We start from the raw sequence: 15904 nt of genomic DNA, 5'->3' as shown, positions 1-15904 counted from the left end.
CCATGACCACGTTCGACACCCCCATCGCCGCCTTCCACGAAGCCGACGACCCGACCCAGCCACTCGTCGTACTGCTGCACGGCCGGGGGTCGCACGAGCAGGAGATCATCTCGCTCGCCGCGCACCTGCCGAAGGGGGTGTCGTACGCCGCCGTGCGTGCGCCGATCGCCGAGGGCGGCGGCTATGCGTGGTTCGCCAACCGCGGCATCGGCCGCCCGGTGCCCGAGTCGCTCGCCGAGACCATGGCGTGGTTCCGTGGCTGGCTCGACGACGTCGCACCTGCCGGCCGTCCGGTCGTGCTGGTCGGCTTCAGCGGCGGCGCCGCCTTCGCCGGCGGCCTCCTGCTCGACGACCCGAAACGCCTGGCCGGCGCGGCCATCCTCTACGGAACCCTCCCCTTCGACGGCGGAGTCCCGGTGGAGCAGGGCGCGCTGAGTGGAGTGCCGGTCTTCGTCGCCCAGGGCGACGCCGACCACGTCATCCCCCGCGAGCTGCTCGACAACACCTGGCAGCACCTGCACGAGGTCTCCGGTGCCACCGTCACCGGGCACCGCGACGGCGGCGGGCACGGCATCACCCGAGCCGCACTCGACGAGCTGGTCGTCTGGCTCGGGCAGCTGATCGGATCGGACGCTACGGTCGAGTCATGAGCCTTGCCCCCGAGGACGCCCACACCATCCTGGCCACCGCACGCTCGACCCGCACCCCCGTCGAGCGGTTCACCGACACCCACCCCGACCTCGATGAGCTGTGGGGCTATGCGGCCCAACTGCACGACCGGTCCGCGCGAATCGCCCGCGGAGAGAAGGTGATCGGCGCCAAGCTCGGACTGACCAGCCACGCCAAGCAGGAGCGGATGGGAGTCGCGCGCCCGATCGTCGGGTTCCTCACCGACGCGATGGTGGTCTCGGCCGACGAGGTCGCCGCTCGCCTCGACGAGTGGGCCCAACCCAGGATCGAGCCGGAGATCGCCTTCGTCACCTCGCGTGACATCAGCGAGCCGGTCGGCATCGACGAGATCGGCCAGTACGTCGACTCGGTGCTGCTGGCCGCCGAGATCATCGACTCCCGGTTCACCGGCTATCGGTTCCGCCTGGCCGACGTGCTCGCCGACAACACCAGCGCTGCCGGTGTAGTGCTCGCTCCCGAGCGTCACCGGCTGGCCGACGTGGGTGACCTGGCCGCACTCGGTTGCACCGTAGCTGTCGACGGCGAGGTGGTCCACGAGGCCACCGGGGCCGCTGTCCTCGGCCAGCCGTTGCAGGCACTCGCGTTGCTCACCGAACACGTGGCCGCACAGAGCGAGGTGCTGCCTGCGGGCTCACTCGTGCTCGCCGGTGCACTCACCGACGCAACGCCGATGGCCGCTGGCACGACGTACGACCTGGTCATCGAGGGACTCGGCAGCCTGCGGGTGCGCGCCTGAGACCTTGACCGACGTCGACCCAGATCCCCTAGCGTGTCAGTGCACAGGTCGTCACAGCTGACCGTCACAACTTGGGAGTTCACATGGGTCACTCGTCGGAGCAGGTCGTCCTCATCACTGGCGGTGCTCGCGGGATCGGGGCCGAGCTCGCCAAGGAACTCGTCGGGCGTGGCCACAAGGTCGCCATCACCGACCTCGACGAGACGGCTCTGCACGAGACCGCCGCGGTGATCGGCTCCGACGCCGTGCTCCCCCTCGTCGCCGACGTCTGCGACCTGAGCGCGATGCAGGCCGCCGCAGACCAGGTGGTCGAGCGGTTCGGCCGCATCGACACCGTCGTCGCCAACGCCGGGATCGCCAGCTATGGCTCGGTGATGGGCGTGGACCCGGCCACGTTCAAGCGGGTGATGGACATCAACGTCCTCGGCGTCTTCCACACCGCGCGCGCCACGATCCCCGCACTCGTCGACTCCGGTGGCTACTTCCTGGTCGTGTCGTCGTTGGCCGCGTTCACCGCCGCGCCCGGGCTTGCGGCCTACAACGCGAGCAAGGCCGGTGCCGAGCACTTCGCGAACGCGCTGCGCCTCGAGCTCGCCCACCAGGGCGTCGACGTCGGCAGCGCGCACATGTCGTGGATCGACACCCCGCTGGTCCAGGACGTCAAGAAGGACCTGCCCTCGTTCCGCGAGATGCTCTCCAGGCTGCCCTTCCCGCTGAACCGGACCACCTCGGTGGATGCCTGCGTCAAGGCGTTCGCCAAGGGCATCGAGAAGCGGCAACGCCACGTCTACTGCCCCGGCTGGGTCCGCGGCATCGGACTGAACCGCAACCTGGTCAACTCCGCGACCGGCAACAAGCCGGTGCTGAAGTTCGTCCCGGAGATCCTCCCCCGGATGGACGCCGAGGTCGCCGCGCTCGGGCGCTCCACGAGTGCGCGCAACGTCGCCAACGACCAGAGCCCGGCCGCAGCCGTCGAGCCGAACGAGTCCTGAGCGCCCCGCGGGCCCTCAGGAGATGAAGCCCTCTTCGGTCAACCACTCGTAGGCCACGTCCACCGGCTCCTGACCGTCCACATCGACCTTCGCGTTGAGCTTGAGCAGCGCCTCGTCGGTCAGCTTCTCGGTCACCGGGGCGAGCAGGTCAGCGATCTGCGGATAGTCCTCGAGGATGTCCTCGGCGATCACGAGCGAGACGTTGTACTTCGGGAAGTAGGACTTGTCGTCCTCGAGCACCACCAGGTCCAGCGCCTCGATCCGGCCGTCGGTGGTGAAGACCTCGCCGAAGTTGCACTCGCCCTTGGCCGTGGCGCTGTAGACGGCGCCGGTCTGGTAGGTCTTCAGGTTCTTCTCGGGCACACCGTCGGCCTTGCCCTGCTCGATGCCGTAGGTCTTCAGCATCCCCGGCAGGCCGTCGGGCCTGTTGGTGAACTCCGACTCGACACAGAAGGTCCGCTCGGCGACCGGGATGTCCTTGATCTCGGACAGCTTGGTGATGCCGAACTTCTTCGCCGTGGACTGCGTCATCGCGAACCCGTAGGTGTTGTTCATCGGCGCCGCGGGGAGCCAGGCCAGGCCGTTCTTGGCCAGGTCCTCGTCGCGTACGGCGAGATATTGCTCCTTCTCGTCCGGGATCGGCTTGTCGTGGCCGAGATAAGTGATCCACCCGGTGCCGGTGTATTCCCACATCGCGTCGACCTGGCCCTCGAGGTGCGCCTGTCGCGCGGCAGAGCTGCCGGGGATGTTGGTCAGGTCGATCACGTCGGCACCGGCCGAAGACAACAGGGTGACCGCCATCTTGCCGAGGATGATGTTCTCGGAGAAGTTCTTCGAGCCGATCGAGATCTTGAGTCCGTCCAATGACTTGATGTCCGACAGCGGACCCGCGAGCTCACCTGTGCGGACCGGCCCGGCCGCCGTGCCCAAGCCGCAGCCGGAGAGCAACAACCCCAGGCAGGCGAGGACGGCGGTCACCGAGACGGACGTGTGTCGACGTCGTGACATCACTCAGATCCCCTTCGGTCGGGTGACCAGCTCGAGAACACGGCCCAACCACTCGATCAGCAGTGCCAGCAGGGCGATCAGCACCGCTCCGGTCACCATCAACGAGAACCGGAAGAGGCTGATCCCGGTCTGCAGGATCTCGCCGAGCCCACCGGCGTTGATGAAGCAGGCCAAGGAGGCCGTGCCCGCGATCAGCACCAGCGAGGTCCGGACCCCGGCCATGATCACCGGCACCGCGAGCGGCAGCTCGATCTTGAACAGCGTCATCGAGTTGGTCATCCCGATGCCCCTGCCGGCCTCGACCAGGGTCGGATCGATCCCCTCGATGCCGACGATGGTGTTGCGCAGGACCGGCAGCAGCCCATAGAGGCTGAGCGCCCAGATGGCGGTCCAGAAGCCGCCGTCGAGCCACAGGAAGAGCAGCACGATGAGGCCCACCGACGGTGCGGCCTGTCCGGCGTTGGCGATCGCGATCACGAACGGGACCGCGAGCCGGAACGCGGGCCGGGTGAGCATGATCCCCAACGGCACTGCGATCAGCACCACGATGATGGCGGCCACGACGGTCAGCTGCACGTGCTCCCACATCAGGGAGCGGAGTTCGGACCAGCGCAGCTGGTTGGCCTCCACGGTGTCCAGCTCTGCGGTCTGTCGCCACCACACGAAGCCACCGAAGACCGCGGCCACCAGGATCGGCGGGACGGTGAGCATCAGCACCATCTCGCGGGTGATCACCCGGGCCGAGCGCTTCTCGCCGGGGACGTCCTCCACCGGCGCGGTGGTGAGCTCAGCCATCGCTCTCCACCCCAGCCGGTGCTGCGGAGTCCTCGGGCTGCTCGTGGCCGGCCTGCTCGACCCGCTCGGCCGCGTCCCGCTCGGTCTGCCGCATGTGCTCGGTGACGGACTCGAAGTCGATGACACCGAGATATCGGTCCCGGTCGCCGGTGACGATCGCCTTGGAGTGGGTCGCGGTCAGCATGGTGTCCAAGGCGTCGTTGAGCGTCGCCGCCTCGTCCAGGGTGACCAGGTTCTCGCGGGGCATTCCCCTGACCTTGTCGTGACCGCGGACCTGCCGCAGCCACGGCCAGGCCACCGGGCGCTCGCGGTCGTCGAGGACCACGATGGCCGCGTCGCCGGCCTCCTCGGCCCGGGCCAGCACCGGCCCGGTGTCGTCGCCGACGTGCGCCATCGTCGGCTTGCCCAGCTCGAGGGACCGGACCCGGGTCAGCGAGAGCTGCTTGAGCGTCGAGCCGGCACCGACGAAGTCCGCGACGAAGTCGTTGGCGGGGGCGGCGAGGATGTTCTCGGGGGTGTCGTACTGCGCGATCTTCGCGCCCTCCTGGAGGATCAGGATCCGATCGCCCAGCTTGATCGCCTCGTCGATGTCATGGGTGACGCACACGATGGTCTTGCCGAGCTCACGCTGGATGGAGATCAGCTCGTCCTGCAGTCGCTGGCGGGTGATCGGGTCGACCGCGCCGAACGGTTCGTCCATCAGGATCACTGGCGGATCGGCGGCGAGCCCGCGGGCGACGCCGACTCGCTGCTGCTGTCCGCCGGAGAGCTCACGGGGATAGCGGTCGCGATAGCGGTCCGGGTCCAGGCCGACCAGGTCGAGCAACTCGTCGACGCGAGCACTGATCCGATCGGCCTTCCAGCCCAGCATCTTGGGCACCACGCCGACGTTGGTGGCCACGCTCATGTGCGGGAAGAGGCTGCCGCCCTGGATCACATAGCCGATCTTGCGTCGCAGGCTGGTCGCGCTCTCCTTCCGGATGTCCTCGCCGTCGAGCAGGATCGTGCCCGAGGTGGGTTCGATCAGCCGGTTGATCATCTTCAGCGAGGTGGTCTTGCCGCAGCCCGAGGGGCCGACGAACGCGACGATCTCCCCTGCCGGGATGGTCAACGAGAGCGACTCGACCGCAGAGACCTTCTGGCCCGGGTAGCGCTTGCTCACTGCCTCGAGCCGGAGCTCGGCACCGCTGATCTTCCGCCCGCTGTCGTCCCCGACCTCGCTGGTGGATGCGTTCGTCTCGGTCATGCGCGGATTCCCTTCGAGATGGTGACTCGCCCCAGCAGGAGCATCAGCAGGTCGGCAATCAGCGCCACGATCACGATGCCGACCGTGCCGACGACGGCGTAGTTGATGGCGTTGGCTCCCCCGGCCTGCGAGAGCCCGGTGAAGATGTAGCCACCGAGCCCGGGACCGAGGACATAGGCAGCGATGGCGGCGATGCCCATCGACATCTGCACCGAGGTCCGCACTCCGGCGTGGATGACCGGCCAGGCCAGCGGCAACCGGACCCGGAGCAGGATGCCGGCTTCGGTCATCCCCATCCCCTTGGCCGACTCCACCAGGTCCTTGTCGACCTGGCCGAACCCGACGACGGCGTTGCGCAGGATCGGAAGCGCCGCATAGAAGGCGACACAGGTGAAGGCGGTGACCGCACCGATCTTGGTCAGCGGCAACAGCAGGCCGACGAGCGCGAAGGACGGGATGGTCAGTCCGATGGCCGAGAGCGTGTTGGCGATCGGGTCCAGGAACCGGAAGCGGTTGACCACGACGGCCAGCGCGACCGCGACCAGGGTGGCGACGAACACGGCCTGGAAGACCAGGTTCGCATGCTGCAGGGCGTTGTAGGCAATGAGATCCCAGCGGTCCCTGATGAACTCCCACATGTCCGGATCACCCCGTCATAGTCCGTTCGGCCGAAAACAAACCAACCACAGACCGCGCGGCGGCGCGACCAATCGGCGTGTCGCGACTGGCCCCTCCTGGCGCAACGGAACGCGAAACGGGTGGGTCCGCAGTCCAGTTGCGACTGCGGACCCACCCTTTGGTTGGGGACTCGACCCCGAGGCTCAGGCGGTGACGAGCTCCTCGTCCTCGCGCCAGGCGGCGCCGCGACGTGGGGCGTCGTACGCCGTCTCGTCCAGGATGCCTTCGCGCTTCGCCACGATCGTCGGCACCAGCGCCTGGCCGGCCACGTTGACCGCCGTGCGACCCATGTCGAGGATCGGGTCGATCGCCAGCAGCAGGCCGACGCCGGCCAGCGGAAGACCCAGCGTGGACAGGGTCAGGGTCAGCATCACCACGGCGCCGGTGACACCGGCGGTCGCGGCCGAGCCGATCACGGAGACGAAGGCGATCAGCACATAGTCGAAGACCGACAGCTCGAGGCCGAAGAACTGCGCCACGAAGATCGCCGAGATGGCCGGGTAGATGGAGGCGCAGCCGTCCATCTTGGTGGTCGCACCCAGCGGAACCGCGAACGAGGCATAGGCGCGCGGGACACCGAGGTTGCGCTCGGTCACCGACTGGGTCACCGGCATTGTGCCGATCGAGGAACGCGACACGAAGGCCAGCTGGATCGCGGGCCAGGCGCCCGAGAAGAACTGGCGGATCGAGAGGCCGTTGAGTCGCAGCAGGGTCGGGTAGACGACCAGCAGCACCAGCGCCAGGCCGACGTACACGGCGATCGCGAAGGTGCCGAGCGAGCCCAGGGCGTCCCAGCCGTAGGAGGCGACCGCGTTGCCCAGCAAGCCGACGGTGGCGATCGGGGCGAGCAGGATGATCCACCACAGCACCTTCTGCACGACGGCGAGCGCCGAGCGGACCACGCCCAGGAACGGCTCCGCCGCCTCGCCCACCTTGAGTGCCGCGACGCCGATGGCGATGGCGACGACCAGGATCTGGAGCACGTTGAAGGAGAGGCCGACCGAGCCGTCGCCACCGGCGCTGGCCTGGAGGCCCATCACGTTCTCCGGGACGAGGCCGGTGAGGAAGTCCAGCCACGAGCCGGTCTTGCCGGGTGCGGCGGCCGCATCCGAGGAGACACTCGTGTGGTTGCCCGGCTGCAGGACCAGGCCCAGCACGATGCCGATGCCGACGGCGATCAGAGCCGTGATCGCGAACCAGGCGAGCGTCTTCCAGGCCAGGCGGGCCGCGCCGGTGACCTCACGCAGGTTGGCGATCGAGGCGACGATGGCCAGGAAGACCAGCGGCGGGACGATCGCGCGCAGCAGGGTCACGAAGGTGCTGCCGACGATGGTCAGGGTCTCGGTCAACCAGTTGGGGTCGACCTCGCCGGTGGCGGAGTCGACGCCGTCGGCGCCCATCGAGCGGGCGATCAGCCCGACCACGACGCCGAGCACCAGACCGATCAGGACCTGGACGCCGAAGGAGGGAAGCCAGCGCCGCTTGGTGGGCGCTGCGCTCTGGGCAGTGGAGCTCATGGGGTGCCTTTCGCTGGCGCGTCGCGCGATCGCGCGCGTCGTCGCCTCCGGGATGTGGGGAGGGGAGCTGAGGGCGCGTCGCCAGCCGGCAGGCCGGACGCGCCGAGGTCAGCGGCGACAGGAGTGCAGCTGCAGGCGCACGAGGTCGACGACGAGGCGACGCGTGAGCAGGTCGCCTCTGGCTGTGTTGCCCCGGGTCGTGTCGACCCGAGCCGTCGGAAGTAGGTGCACGACAGGTCAACCCACACCCGGCACCGATTCATTCCCGGGTGTGGCACTCATCGCAGCCTGACTTCGGATCACTCGAAGGCGGGCAGCTCCTGCGCCGATCCCAGCGCCGCGCGGAACGGATCACCCTTCTCCTCGAGACGATCCAGCGCCGTCCGGATCGTCCAGCGGTCCGGTCGCAGGTCGGGGTCGTCGAGCTCGTCCCAGGTGATCGGCACCGACACCGTCGCCCCGGGAGTGGGCCGGGTCGACCACGGCGCGACCAGGGTCTTGTTGATCGCGTTCTGGGTGTAGTCGAGTCGCGCCAAACCCTTGCGTTTCTTGACCTCCCACTCCCAGCTCACCAGCTCGGGCACCACCTTGCCCACCGTCCGCGCGACGCCCTTCACCCAGTTGCGGGTGTCGTCGAAGGTGTAGCCCGCCACGATCGGCACCCAGATCTGGATGCCCCGCTTGCCGGTCACCTTGGCCCGTGAGGTGACGCCCAGGTGCTCCAGGGCCGTGCGGTGCAACCGGGCCAGCACCAACAGCTCCTCCCAGGTGGTGCTCTCCCCCGGGTCCAGGTCGATCAGGGCGTACGTCGGCTCGTGCGGGGCGTCGGTGCGCGAGGTCCAGGGGTTCCACTCCAGGGCACCGAAGTTGGCAGCCCACACCAGGGCAGCCGGTTCGTCGGCCACGACGTACGTCGTTGTCTCCCCCGGGTCTGCGTCCGGGTTGTCCCAGGCACCCAGCCACTCGGGCGCGTGGTCGGGACGCTGCTTGTGCCAGAAGCCCTTCTTGTCGGCGCCATCGGGATGGCGGCGCAGGTTGAGTGCGCGGCCCTGGACGTAGGGCAGCGCGACCGGCGCGATCCGTGCCACGTAGGCCAGGAACTCGCGCTTGGTCACCGGTTCGCTCGTCGCATCGGTCGCCGGGAAGAGCACCTTGTCGAGGTTGGTGACCTTCAGCTCGCGGCCGAAAACCTCCCAGGTGCCCTGATTGTCCAGTTGCACCAGCGCCTCGAGCGCGTCGTCAGGCAACGGCTCGGGCAACGTTGGGGGCAACGGCGGGGACAGGTCGGCCATGTCGAGGCAGTACCCGTCGCTGCCGGTGCGAGTCAGAGCGGTTCGGTGCCGCGTCACGACGACACTTCGGCGGGTCTCCACAGATCGGTGAAGGTAGGCACTCCCCACACAGTCTTATCCTGACTAGTGTTTGGTTATCGCGCTCGCACTCGGCGATGCGCCAACCACGAGGAGCACCCCTATGGACACCGAAGTGTGGCGTCAACAAGTGCCGGGTCGGCGAGATGTGCAAGGCGCGGACCGATCCCACGGCAGGACGAGCGGGCGCGCCTGCGCCTCGGAACGGGGTGTGCGATGACGGTTCTCGTCACCGGCGGCTCGTCCGGGATAGGGCGCGCGATCGCCGAGCACTGGGCCAGGTCCGGGCACGACGTGATCGTGAACTACCACTCCAACGACCAGGCCGCCCACGAGGTGCGTGAGGCGATCGAGGCAGCGGGTCAACGAGCGATCCTGGTGAAGGCGGACGTCGGCATCCAGGAGGGTGTGGACACGCTGGTCGCGGCGACGCGTGCCGAGACCGACTCGCTCAGCCTCTATGTCCACTGCGCTGCGCTCGCGGTGACAGGTGGCGCGCTGGACATCGACCCGGCCAGGCTGGGCCAGGCGATCGCGGTCAACGCGACCTCGCTGATCCCGCTGACGCAGGGCCTTCTCCCGGTGCTGCGCCCGGGCAGCAACGTGATCTATGTGAGCAGCCGCGGCGCCCAGAGCGTGGTGCGGTCCTACGTGGCACTGGGTCCCTCGAAGTCCCTCGGTGAGGCGTTGATCCGCTATCTCGCCGTCGAGCTGGCACCACTCGGGGTGCGCGCCAACACCGTCTCCGCGGGGCCACTGGACACCCCGGCGTTCCGCACCATGTTCAAGGACCGCGCCGAGCGCCGACTGGACGCGGCAGCGGCGGCCAACCCGAGCGGCCGTGGCCTCGAATTCGCGGACGTGGTCGCCGCCGTGGAGCTGCTGACCTCGCCGAGCGCGGCCATGGTCCAGGGCCAGACGTTGATGGTTGACGGGGGTCTCTCGCTCTGAGGGCACCGCAGAACGCACCGGTCACCGACGAAAATCAACCGGTCATCGACTGTGACCCTTGACACTTCGTGATTTCCGCTATTCGATGTATCCCAATCCAAACCATCGTTTGGTTAACCGACGGAACGGGAGAAACATCGTGGCAACCAAAAGGATGCTCGCGGCCCTCACCAGTGCTGTGTTGCTTGCTGGTGGGCTGACCGCGTGCGGTAGTTCCAGCGAGGGCGGCGAAGGCGGCCTGACCGTGAAGGCCGGCGTCATCGGCCCCAAGACGAGCCCTGCCTCGCAGTACTGGATCGAACTGGAACGCGGCATCGAGCTGGCCCAGGACGAGGCCAAGGAGAAGTACGGCGTCACCTTCGACCTCGTCAAGCGCGACGACAAGGGTGAGCCCGAGACCGGTGCGCGATTGATCCAGGAGCTCCTCAACCAGGAGCAGGTCGACGTGGTCTTCGGACCGTCCCTGTCCGGCGTGGCCCTCCAGGTGGCACCGGTGATCCAGCGGTCCGGACGACCGTGGATGACCGGCATCCCGACCGCCGACGAGATCATCGACTACTCCGCCCAGCCCAACTGGGGCTTCCGCACCAACTACAACAACGCCCAGAACATCGAAGCGGTCGCCAACATGGCCTTCGGTGAGGGCAAGACCGTCGGCATGATCTATGGCACCGACGGGTTCGGCCAGGCCGGTTATGACGCGGTCAGCTCCTATGCCAAGAAGAACAGCCTCGACCTGGTCAAGGCCGAGGGTGTCGACCCCGGCGCCACGTCGATGACCTCCCAGGTCAACGCCCTCAAGAGCGCCGGCGTGGACACCGTCATCGTCTGGTTCACCACGGGCGCCGACCACGCCACGATGATGCGCAGCATGGCCCAGGTCAGCTATGACCCCGAGATCGTCGCGACCGCGACCATCCTGGACCCGGCCTTCACCGAGCTGTCCAAGGCAGCCGAGTGGGACAACACCACCTTCGCGGCCCCGATCGACTTCGAGTCGCCCGAGCTCAAGGACCTCACCGAGCGCTACAAGAAGGAGTACGGCGAGGAGCCGCTCGTCCTGACCGCCGTGTGGTCGCTCTATGCGGCGACGTTGACCTACGCCGCGGCCGTGGCCGAGTCCGGTGACTCCAGCGACTACCCCGCCGTGCGCGAGGCGATGGAGACCCTGGACACCGTTGAGGTGCTCGGGCAGAAGTTCGACAAGCCGTTCTCCGAGAAGGACCACGAGCTCTTCACCCCGGAGGACTGGATCACCTACGGCTACGACAAGGCCGGAGAAGTCGTCAAGGCCGACTGACGCTCTCAGCCCCATTCTCAGCCCGATCCCAATCGAGGAGCATTCATGGACTCCGTCCTCGTCGGCATCACGCTCGGCGGACTCTACGGACTGGTCGCACTCGCGTTCGTCCTGACCTTCCAGACCACCCGAACACTGAACTTCGCCCTCGGCGAATTCATCACCGCGGGAGGCTTCGCGTTCATCGCGATAGTCGCCCTCGACCTGCCGGCCTGGTTGGCCGTGGCAGTCAGTGTCGTGTTGATCGGAATCCTGGGCACGCTCGTCGAGCGCTTCGTCGTACGCCCGTTCAACTCCGGACCGCACGACATCCGATGGTTGCTCACCACTGCCGGACTCTCCCTGATCATGCTCGACCTCCTGCGCAACTCGCAGGGAGCAGGGACCAAGGCACTCAACGGGATCGGCTTCGAGGGCTTCACCTCGGTCGCCGGGACCCGGGTCAGCTCGCAGTTCCTGCTGATCCTGGTCCTGGCGATCGGGGTCACCCTCGCCCTCACCTGGTTCACCCAACGCACTCGTCTCGGAACGATCTTCCGGGCAGTGGCCGAGGATCGTGAGACCTCATCCCTGATGGGTCTCAATCCCGGACTCGTGGCGCTCGGTGCATATGCCATCGCGATGGGCATCGCTGCCCTGGCCGGCATCATGTACAGCGCCGAGGTCGGGCTCTCGATCAGCACCGGTCAGTCCCTGCTCGTGGCGGGCTTCGCCACCGCCATCCTCGGTGGGCTCGACAGCATCCCGGGCGCGCTGGTCGGTGGGCTCATCTATGGCATCACCACCGTGGTGGCCACCGACCTGCTCGGCACCGCCATCGGCGGCGTGATCGGTCTCGTCGTCACCGTCGTGGTTCTCGCTGTCCGTCCCCAAGGCCTGATGGGCCGTGTCGTCATGGAGAAGGTCTGATGTCCGAGGCAGTCGCCACCATTCGCAGGGACCTGTTCCGCAAGGACCTGTTCGTCCTGATCGTCGTCGTGGCCGTCGCCGCCATCGCGATCGTCCCCGGCCTGGGCGGGGATCCACTGACCATCTCCCGCAGCCAGTCGATGGGGTCGATCGCGGTCGCCCTGGTCGCCGCCTGCGGCCTCAACCTGTTGGCCGGATATTCCGGACTGGTCTCGCTGGGCCAAGGCGCCTTCGTCGCCATCGGCGCCTACGTCAGCGCATGGATGCTGCTGGGCGTCGGGCTCCCCTGGCCCCTGGCGATGCTCAGTGCCGTGGTCGTCTCGGCCGGCGCGGGCGCGGTTCTGTCCCTCGCCGCCGCCCGTCTGTCCGGGCCCCAGGTCGCGATGATCACGCTCGCCTTCGCCGTGATGCTGCACAGGCTCTTCGTCGAGCTCGAGACGTTCGGTCGCCTGGCGGGCTACCCCAACGTCTCCAACCACGAGACCTCGTTGCTCGAACCGATCGAGGTGGGCGGTTTCGTCCTTGAGCCCCCACTGTTCGCCGGCACCGCACCGCTGGCGATGGTGCTGGTCGGCATCATCGCGGTGCTGTCGTTCCTGGCCTACCGCAACCTCGCCCAGTCGGCGTGGGGCCGGAGCCTGCGCGCGCTCTCCACCAACGAGATCGTCGCCTCGCACATCGGCATCAACCCGCGCCGTCGCAAGACGGCCGTCTTCACCGTCGCCGCGGCCTTCGGTGGCGTGGCCGGCACCATGCAGACCCAGCTGCAGGCCCACCTGCAGCCCGAGTCCTTCACCTTCACGCTCAGCCTGAGCCTGATCATCATGGTGATCCTTGGCGGTGCGGGACGCCTCTACGGCCCGGTCGTCGGCGTGCTCGTGCTGATGACGCTCGAGCACTCCCACGCCATGGCGAGCCTGGTGGAGTTCCAGCAGCAGAACCTGAGCGACACCTGGTTCCTCTCCGACGAGGGACTGACCGGACTGCTGCTCATCCTGACCCTGGTCTTCCTCCCGTCGGGGATCGTGGGCGGGGCCCAGCAGCTGTCGCACCGGCTGCGGGCACGCCGCGAGAACTCCTCCGCGGAGCTCGACGAGGCCTCGGCGTTCGAGGTCGACGAGTCGATCGTGAAGTCGGCCGTGCGTCAGGAGCAGGTCCACGTCGACCTGGCCACCCGCGCGGAAGTGATGCGACTGCAGGACGTGACCCACAGCTTCGCCGGCCTCAAGGCAGTCGACGACATGCAGCTGAGCCTTCGCGAGGGCACCATCCACGCCCTGGTCGGACCGAACGGCGCTGGCAAGACCACGCTGGTCAACCTGACCACCGGGGTCTATCCGCTGCAGGCCGGCGCCAGCTGCACGATCCTGGACGCCGACGCGACGGGACTGGCTCCGCACGCGATCTATCAGGTCGGCGTGGCACGTACGTTCCAGACACCACAGCTCTTCCAGGGCGAGAGTGCACTGGTCAACGTGATGGCCGGGCTCGACGCCAAGCTCGGCGAGTCGTTCCTGGCCACCCTCCTCAGGCTCCCCGGCATCCGCCGCAAGGAGGCCGAGGGCAGGGACCGCGCCATGGAGCTCCTTCGTCGACTGGGCATCGAGGAGCACGCCAACACTCCGGCCGGAGAGCTCCCCTACGGACTCCAACGCTCCGTGGAGCTGGCCCGAGCCCTCGCCAGCGACCCCAAGATCCTGATCCTGGACGAGCCGGCAGCAGGCCTGAATCCCTCGGAGACCTATCAGCTCGGTACGACGCTCGAGGCGATCGCGGCCACTGGCGTGGCCATCCTCCTGGTGGAGCACGACATGAGCCTGGTCATCCGGGTCGCGGACGAGGTGACCTGCATGGAACGAGGCGCTCGGATCTATCACGGTGACGCAGCAGGGCTGCAACAGGACGAGCGCGTGCTCACCGCCTATCTCGGCGAGGGCCACGTCACCATCGACTCGAAGGGGAGCAGCAATGCTTGAGGCACACGAGATCGCGAGCGGCTACGGCCCGGTGAGCGTGCTCCACAAGGTCAGCATGCGTCTCGCCCAGGAGGAGGTCGTCGCCGTCGTCGGCGCCAACGGGGCCGGGAAGAGCACGCTGGTGCGGACCCTGTCGGGACTGCTCCCGCTCCGCGCCGGACGGATCACCCTCGACGACGCGTCCATCGGCTCCGCCTCGGCGCACTCGAGGGCGAAGCAGGGCCTGATCATGGTCCCGGAGGGCCGCAAGCTCTTCGCGGGACTCACGGTGCGCGAGAACATCGACCTCGGTCGTTCCGCGCTCGGGCGAAGGCGCTCCGACCCGGACCCGATGGAGGTCCTGGGCGAGATCTTCCCGATCATCGCCGAGCGTGAGAACCAGCGGGCCGGGTTGCTCTCCGGCGGCGAGCAGCAGCAGGTCGCCCTGGCCCGTGCCCTGGCAGGTCGACCCCGCTACCTGCTGCTCGACGAGCCCTCGCTCGGGCTGAGCCCGGCGCTGACCACCCAGCTCTTCGAGACGATCGCCAAGATCAGGGAGAACCTGCCGGTGGGCATCCTGCTCGTCGAGCAGATGGTCGACCGGGCGCTGGAGCTCGCCGATCGCGCCTATGTCATCGAGCGCGGCCGCGTGGTCATGTCCGGCACGGCGACCGAGGTGGCGCAGTCGAGCGCGGTGCAGCGCGCCTATCTCGGCGACACCAGCACGCCGGTCTCCCCCGCCGATCCCGCCGACCCCGCGACGCCGTGACCCGGTCCAGTCCCCTTGCCGGTCCTCGTGCTGGTCCCCTTGCAGGGCGGACGGCGCTCGTCACCGGGTCCGGCCGTGGCCTGGGCCGTGCCCATGCCCTGCACCTGGCGGACCTCGGCGCCTCGGTGGTGGTCAACGACCGCGAGGTGAGCACCACCGGTGAGCCCATCGACGGTGATGCCGCCGACGAGGTGGTCGCCACGATCCTTGCCTCGGGCGGACGAGCGATCGCGTTCCGCGGTGACTGCGCAAGCTTCGAGGAAGCCGAACGCATGGTTGCCAAAAGCGTGGCCACGTTCGGAAGCCTGGACATCGTGGTGAACAACGCCGGGATCCTGCGTGACCGGATGATCTTCAACATGGACGCCGACGAGTGGGACGAGGTCGTCCGGACCCACCTGCGCGGCCATGCCGCGCCCCTTCGAGCCGCCGCGCGCCACTGGCGTCGTACCTCCGCCGAGACCGGGAGCCCGGCCGGTGGACGGGTGATCAACACGGTCAGCGAGTCCGGTCTCTACGGAAACGCCGGTCAGACGAACTATTCCGCGGCGAAGGCCGGCATCGCGGCCCTGACCCAGGCTGCAGCCCGGGAGCTGGAGCAGTATGGCGTGACGGTCAATGCCGTGGCCCCGCGGGCCCGCACCCGGATGGTGGATCACACCTGGGGCACGAGCACCGACGAGTCGACCCAGGCCTTCGGGAACTACCGACCCGAGCAGGTTTCCACCGTCGTCGGGTGGCTGGCTGGCGAGAGCGCGGGCGATGTCACCGGACAGGTGTTCACCGTCTTCGGCGACACCGTGCAACTGATGCAGGGTTGGCAGCCGCAGTCCACCGTGCAGCAGCCCGGTGGGTTCACCCAGGAGAATCTCGACCAGACCTTCGACACCCTGTTCTCCGGTCGCGCACGGAGCATCGCGCCCTTCCCCTTCGACCCCACACTGGTCAGCGACCGATAGCCGGTGGGGGCGCATGGTGCTTGCATGCC

At 68.1% G+C, this 15904-nt stretch carries 15 protein-coding genes; 9 read left to right on the top strand and 6 right to left on the bottom strand.

The genetic code is table 11. The features are described from left to right. The first annotated feature begins 2 nt into the window (after nucleotides 1–2). The 3 genes from BJ980_RS00615 to BJ980_RS00605 all read left to right on the top strand — a co-directional run bounded on the left by BJ980_RS00615 (nucleotide 3) and on the right by BJ980_RS00605 (nucleotide 2418). Nucleotides 3–650: an alpha/beta hydrolase gene (locus BJ980_RS00615; RefSeq protein ID WP_179500512.1), complete on the top strand. Its 648-nt coding sequence runs from the start codon at nucleotides 3–5 to the stop codon at nucleotides 648–650. Further along, nucleotides 647–1426, top strand: coding sequence for a 2-keto-4-pentenoate hydratase (locus BJ980_RS00610; protein WP_179500511.1), 780 nt, complete (start codon nucleotides 647–649; stop codon nucleotides 1424–1426). The genes BJ980_RS00615 and BJ980_RS00610 overlap by 4 nt, the downstream gene beginning before the upstream one ends. 83 nt (nucleotides 1427–1509) lie before the next feature. Beyond that, on the top strand, nucleotides 1510–2418 hold the full coding sequence (locus tag BJ980_RS00605) for an SDR family oxidoreductase (protein ID WP_179500510.1): 909 nt from the start codon (nucleotides 1510–1512) through the stop codon (nucleotides 2416–2418). A 15-nt stretch (nucleotides 2419–2433) separates the two neighbouring features. Here BJ980_RS00605 and BJ980_RS00600 read toward each other — a convergent pair whose 3' ends face one another. The 6 genes from BJ980_RS00600 to BJ980_RS00575 form a co-directional block, all read right to left on the bottom strand. Beyond that, entirely contained in the window at nucleotides 2434–3426 is a 993-nt protein-coding gene (locus BJ980_RS00600; RefSeq protein ID WP_179500509.1) for a glycine betaine ABC transporter substrate-binding protein, read from the bottom strand. A 3-nt stretch (nucleotides 3427–3429) separates the two neighbouring features. Then, complete coding sequence (locus BJ980_RS00595) at nucleotides 3430–4221, bottom strand: ABC transporter permease (RefSeq protein ID WP_179500508.1); 792 nt, start codon at nucleotides 4219–4221, stop codon at nucleotides 3430–3432. After that, nucleotides 4214–5467: an ATP-binding cassette domain-containing protein gene (locus BJ980_RS19160; protein WP_179500507.1), complete on the bottom strand. Its 1254-nt coding sequence runs from the start codon at nucleotides 5465–5467 to the stop codon at nucleotides 4214–4216. The genes BJ980_RS00595 and BJ980_RS19160 overlap by 8 nt, the downstream gene beginning before the upstream one ends. Then, entirely contained in the window at nucleotides 5464–6105 is a 642-nt protein-coding gene (locus BJ980_RS00585; RefSeq protein ID WP_179500506.1) for an ABC transporter permease, read from the bottom strand. The genes BJ980_RS19160 and BJ980_RS00585 overlap by 4 nt, the downstream gene beginning before the upstream one ends. Before the next feature lie 183 nt (nucleotides 6106–6288). Beyond that, the gene (locus BJ980_RS00580; protein WP_179500505.1) at nucleotides 6289–7662 is read right to left on the bottom strand and encodes a dicarboxylate/amino acid:cation symporter; all 1374 of its coding nucleotides are present in this window, start codon (nucleotides 7660–7662) and stop codon (nucleotides 6289–6291) included. A gap of 299 nt (nucleotides 7663–7961) precedes the next feature. Beyond that, nucleotides 7962–8954 (bottom strand): DNA polymerase domain-containing protein, encoded by a 993-nt coding sequence (locus tag BJ980_RS00575; RefSeq protein WP_179500504.1) that lies wholly within the window; start codon nucleotides 8952–8954, stop codon nucleotides 7962–7964. A gap of 294 nt (nucleotides 8955–9248) precedes the next feature. On the opposite strand from BJ980_RS00575, the gene BJ980_RS00570 reads away from it, so the two are divergent. The 6 genes from BJ980_RS00570 (at nucleotide 9249) to BJ980_RS00545 (ending at nucleotide 15875) form a co-directional block, all read left to right on the top strand. Further along, nucleotides 9249–9983: an SDR family oxidoreductase gene (locus BJ980_RS00570; protein ID WP_179500503.1), complete on the top strand. Its 735-nt coding sequence runs from the start codon at nucleotides 9249–9251 to the stop codon at nucleotides 9981–9983. A 139-nt stretch (nucleotides 9984–10122) separates the two neighbouring features. After that, complete coding sequence (locus BJ980_RS00565) at nucleotides 10123–11283, top strand: ABC transporter substrate-binding protein (RefSeq protein WP_179500502.1); 1161 nt, start codon at nucleotides 10123–10125, stop codon at nucleotides 11281–11283. A gap of 45 nt (nucleotides 11284–11328) precedes the next feature. Further along, nucleotides 11329–12192, top strand: a complete 864-nt coding sequence (locus BJ980_RS00560) for a branched-chain amino acid ABC transporter permease (RefSeq protein WP_179500501.1) — start codon at nucleotides 11329–11331, stop codon at nucleotides 12190–12192. Then, nucleotides 12192–14168 carry a branched-chain amino acid ABC transporter ATP-binding protein/permease gene (locus tag BJ980_RS00555; protein ID WP_179500500.1) on the top strand — a complete coding sequence of 659 codons (1977 nt, stop codon included), beginning with the start codon at nucleotides 12192–12194 and terminating at the stop codon, nucleotides 14166–14168. Before BJ980_RS00560 ends, BJ980_RS00555 begins: the two co-directional genes overlap by 1 nt. Then, complete coding sequence (locus BJ980_RS00550) at nucleotides 14161–14916, top strand: ABC transporter ATP-binding protein (protein WP_179500499.1); 756 nt, start codon at nucleotides 14161–14163, stop codon at nucleotides 14914–14916. Before BJ980_RS00555 ends, BJ980_RS00550 begins: the two co-directional genes overlap by 8 nt. Next, nucleotides 14913–15875 carry an SDR family NAD(P)-dependent oxidoreductase gene (locus tag BJ980_RS00545; RefSeq protein ID WP_179500498.1) on the top strand — a complete coding sequence of 321 codons (963 nt, stop codon included), beginning with the start codon at nucleotides 14913–14915 and terminating at the stop codon, nucleotides 15873–15875. Before BJ980_RS00550 ends, BJ980_RS00545 begins: the two co-directional genes overlap by 4 nt. The last annotated feature ends 29 nt before the right edge of the window (nucleotides 15876–15904 follow it).

It is taken from the genome of Nocardioides daedukensis (assembly GCF_013408415.1).
GTDB lineage: Bacteria > Actinomycetota > Actinomycetes > Propionibacteriales > Nocardioidaceae > Nocardioides > Nocardioides daedukensis.
This window is presented reverse-complemented; position numbering and strand designations above follow the sequence as displayed.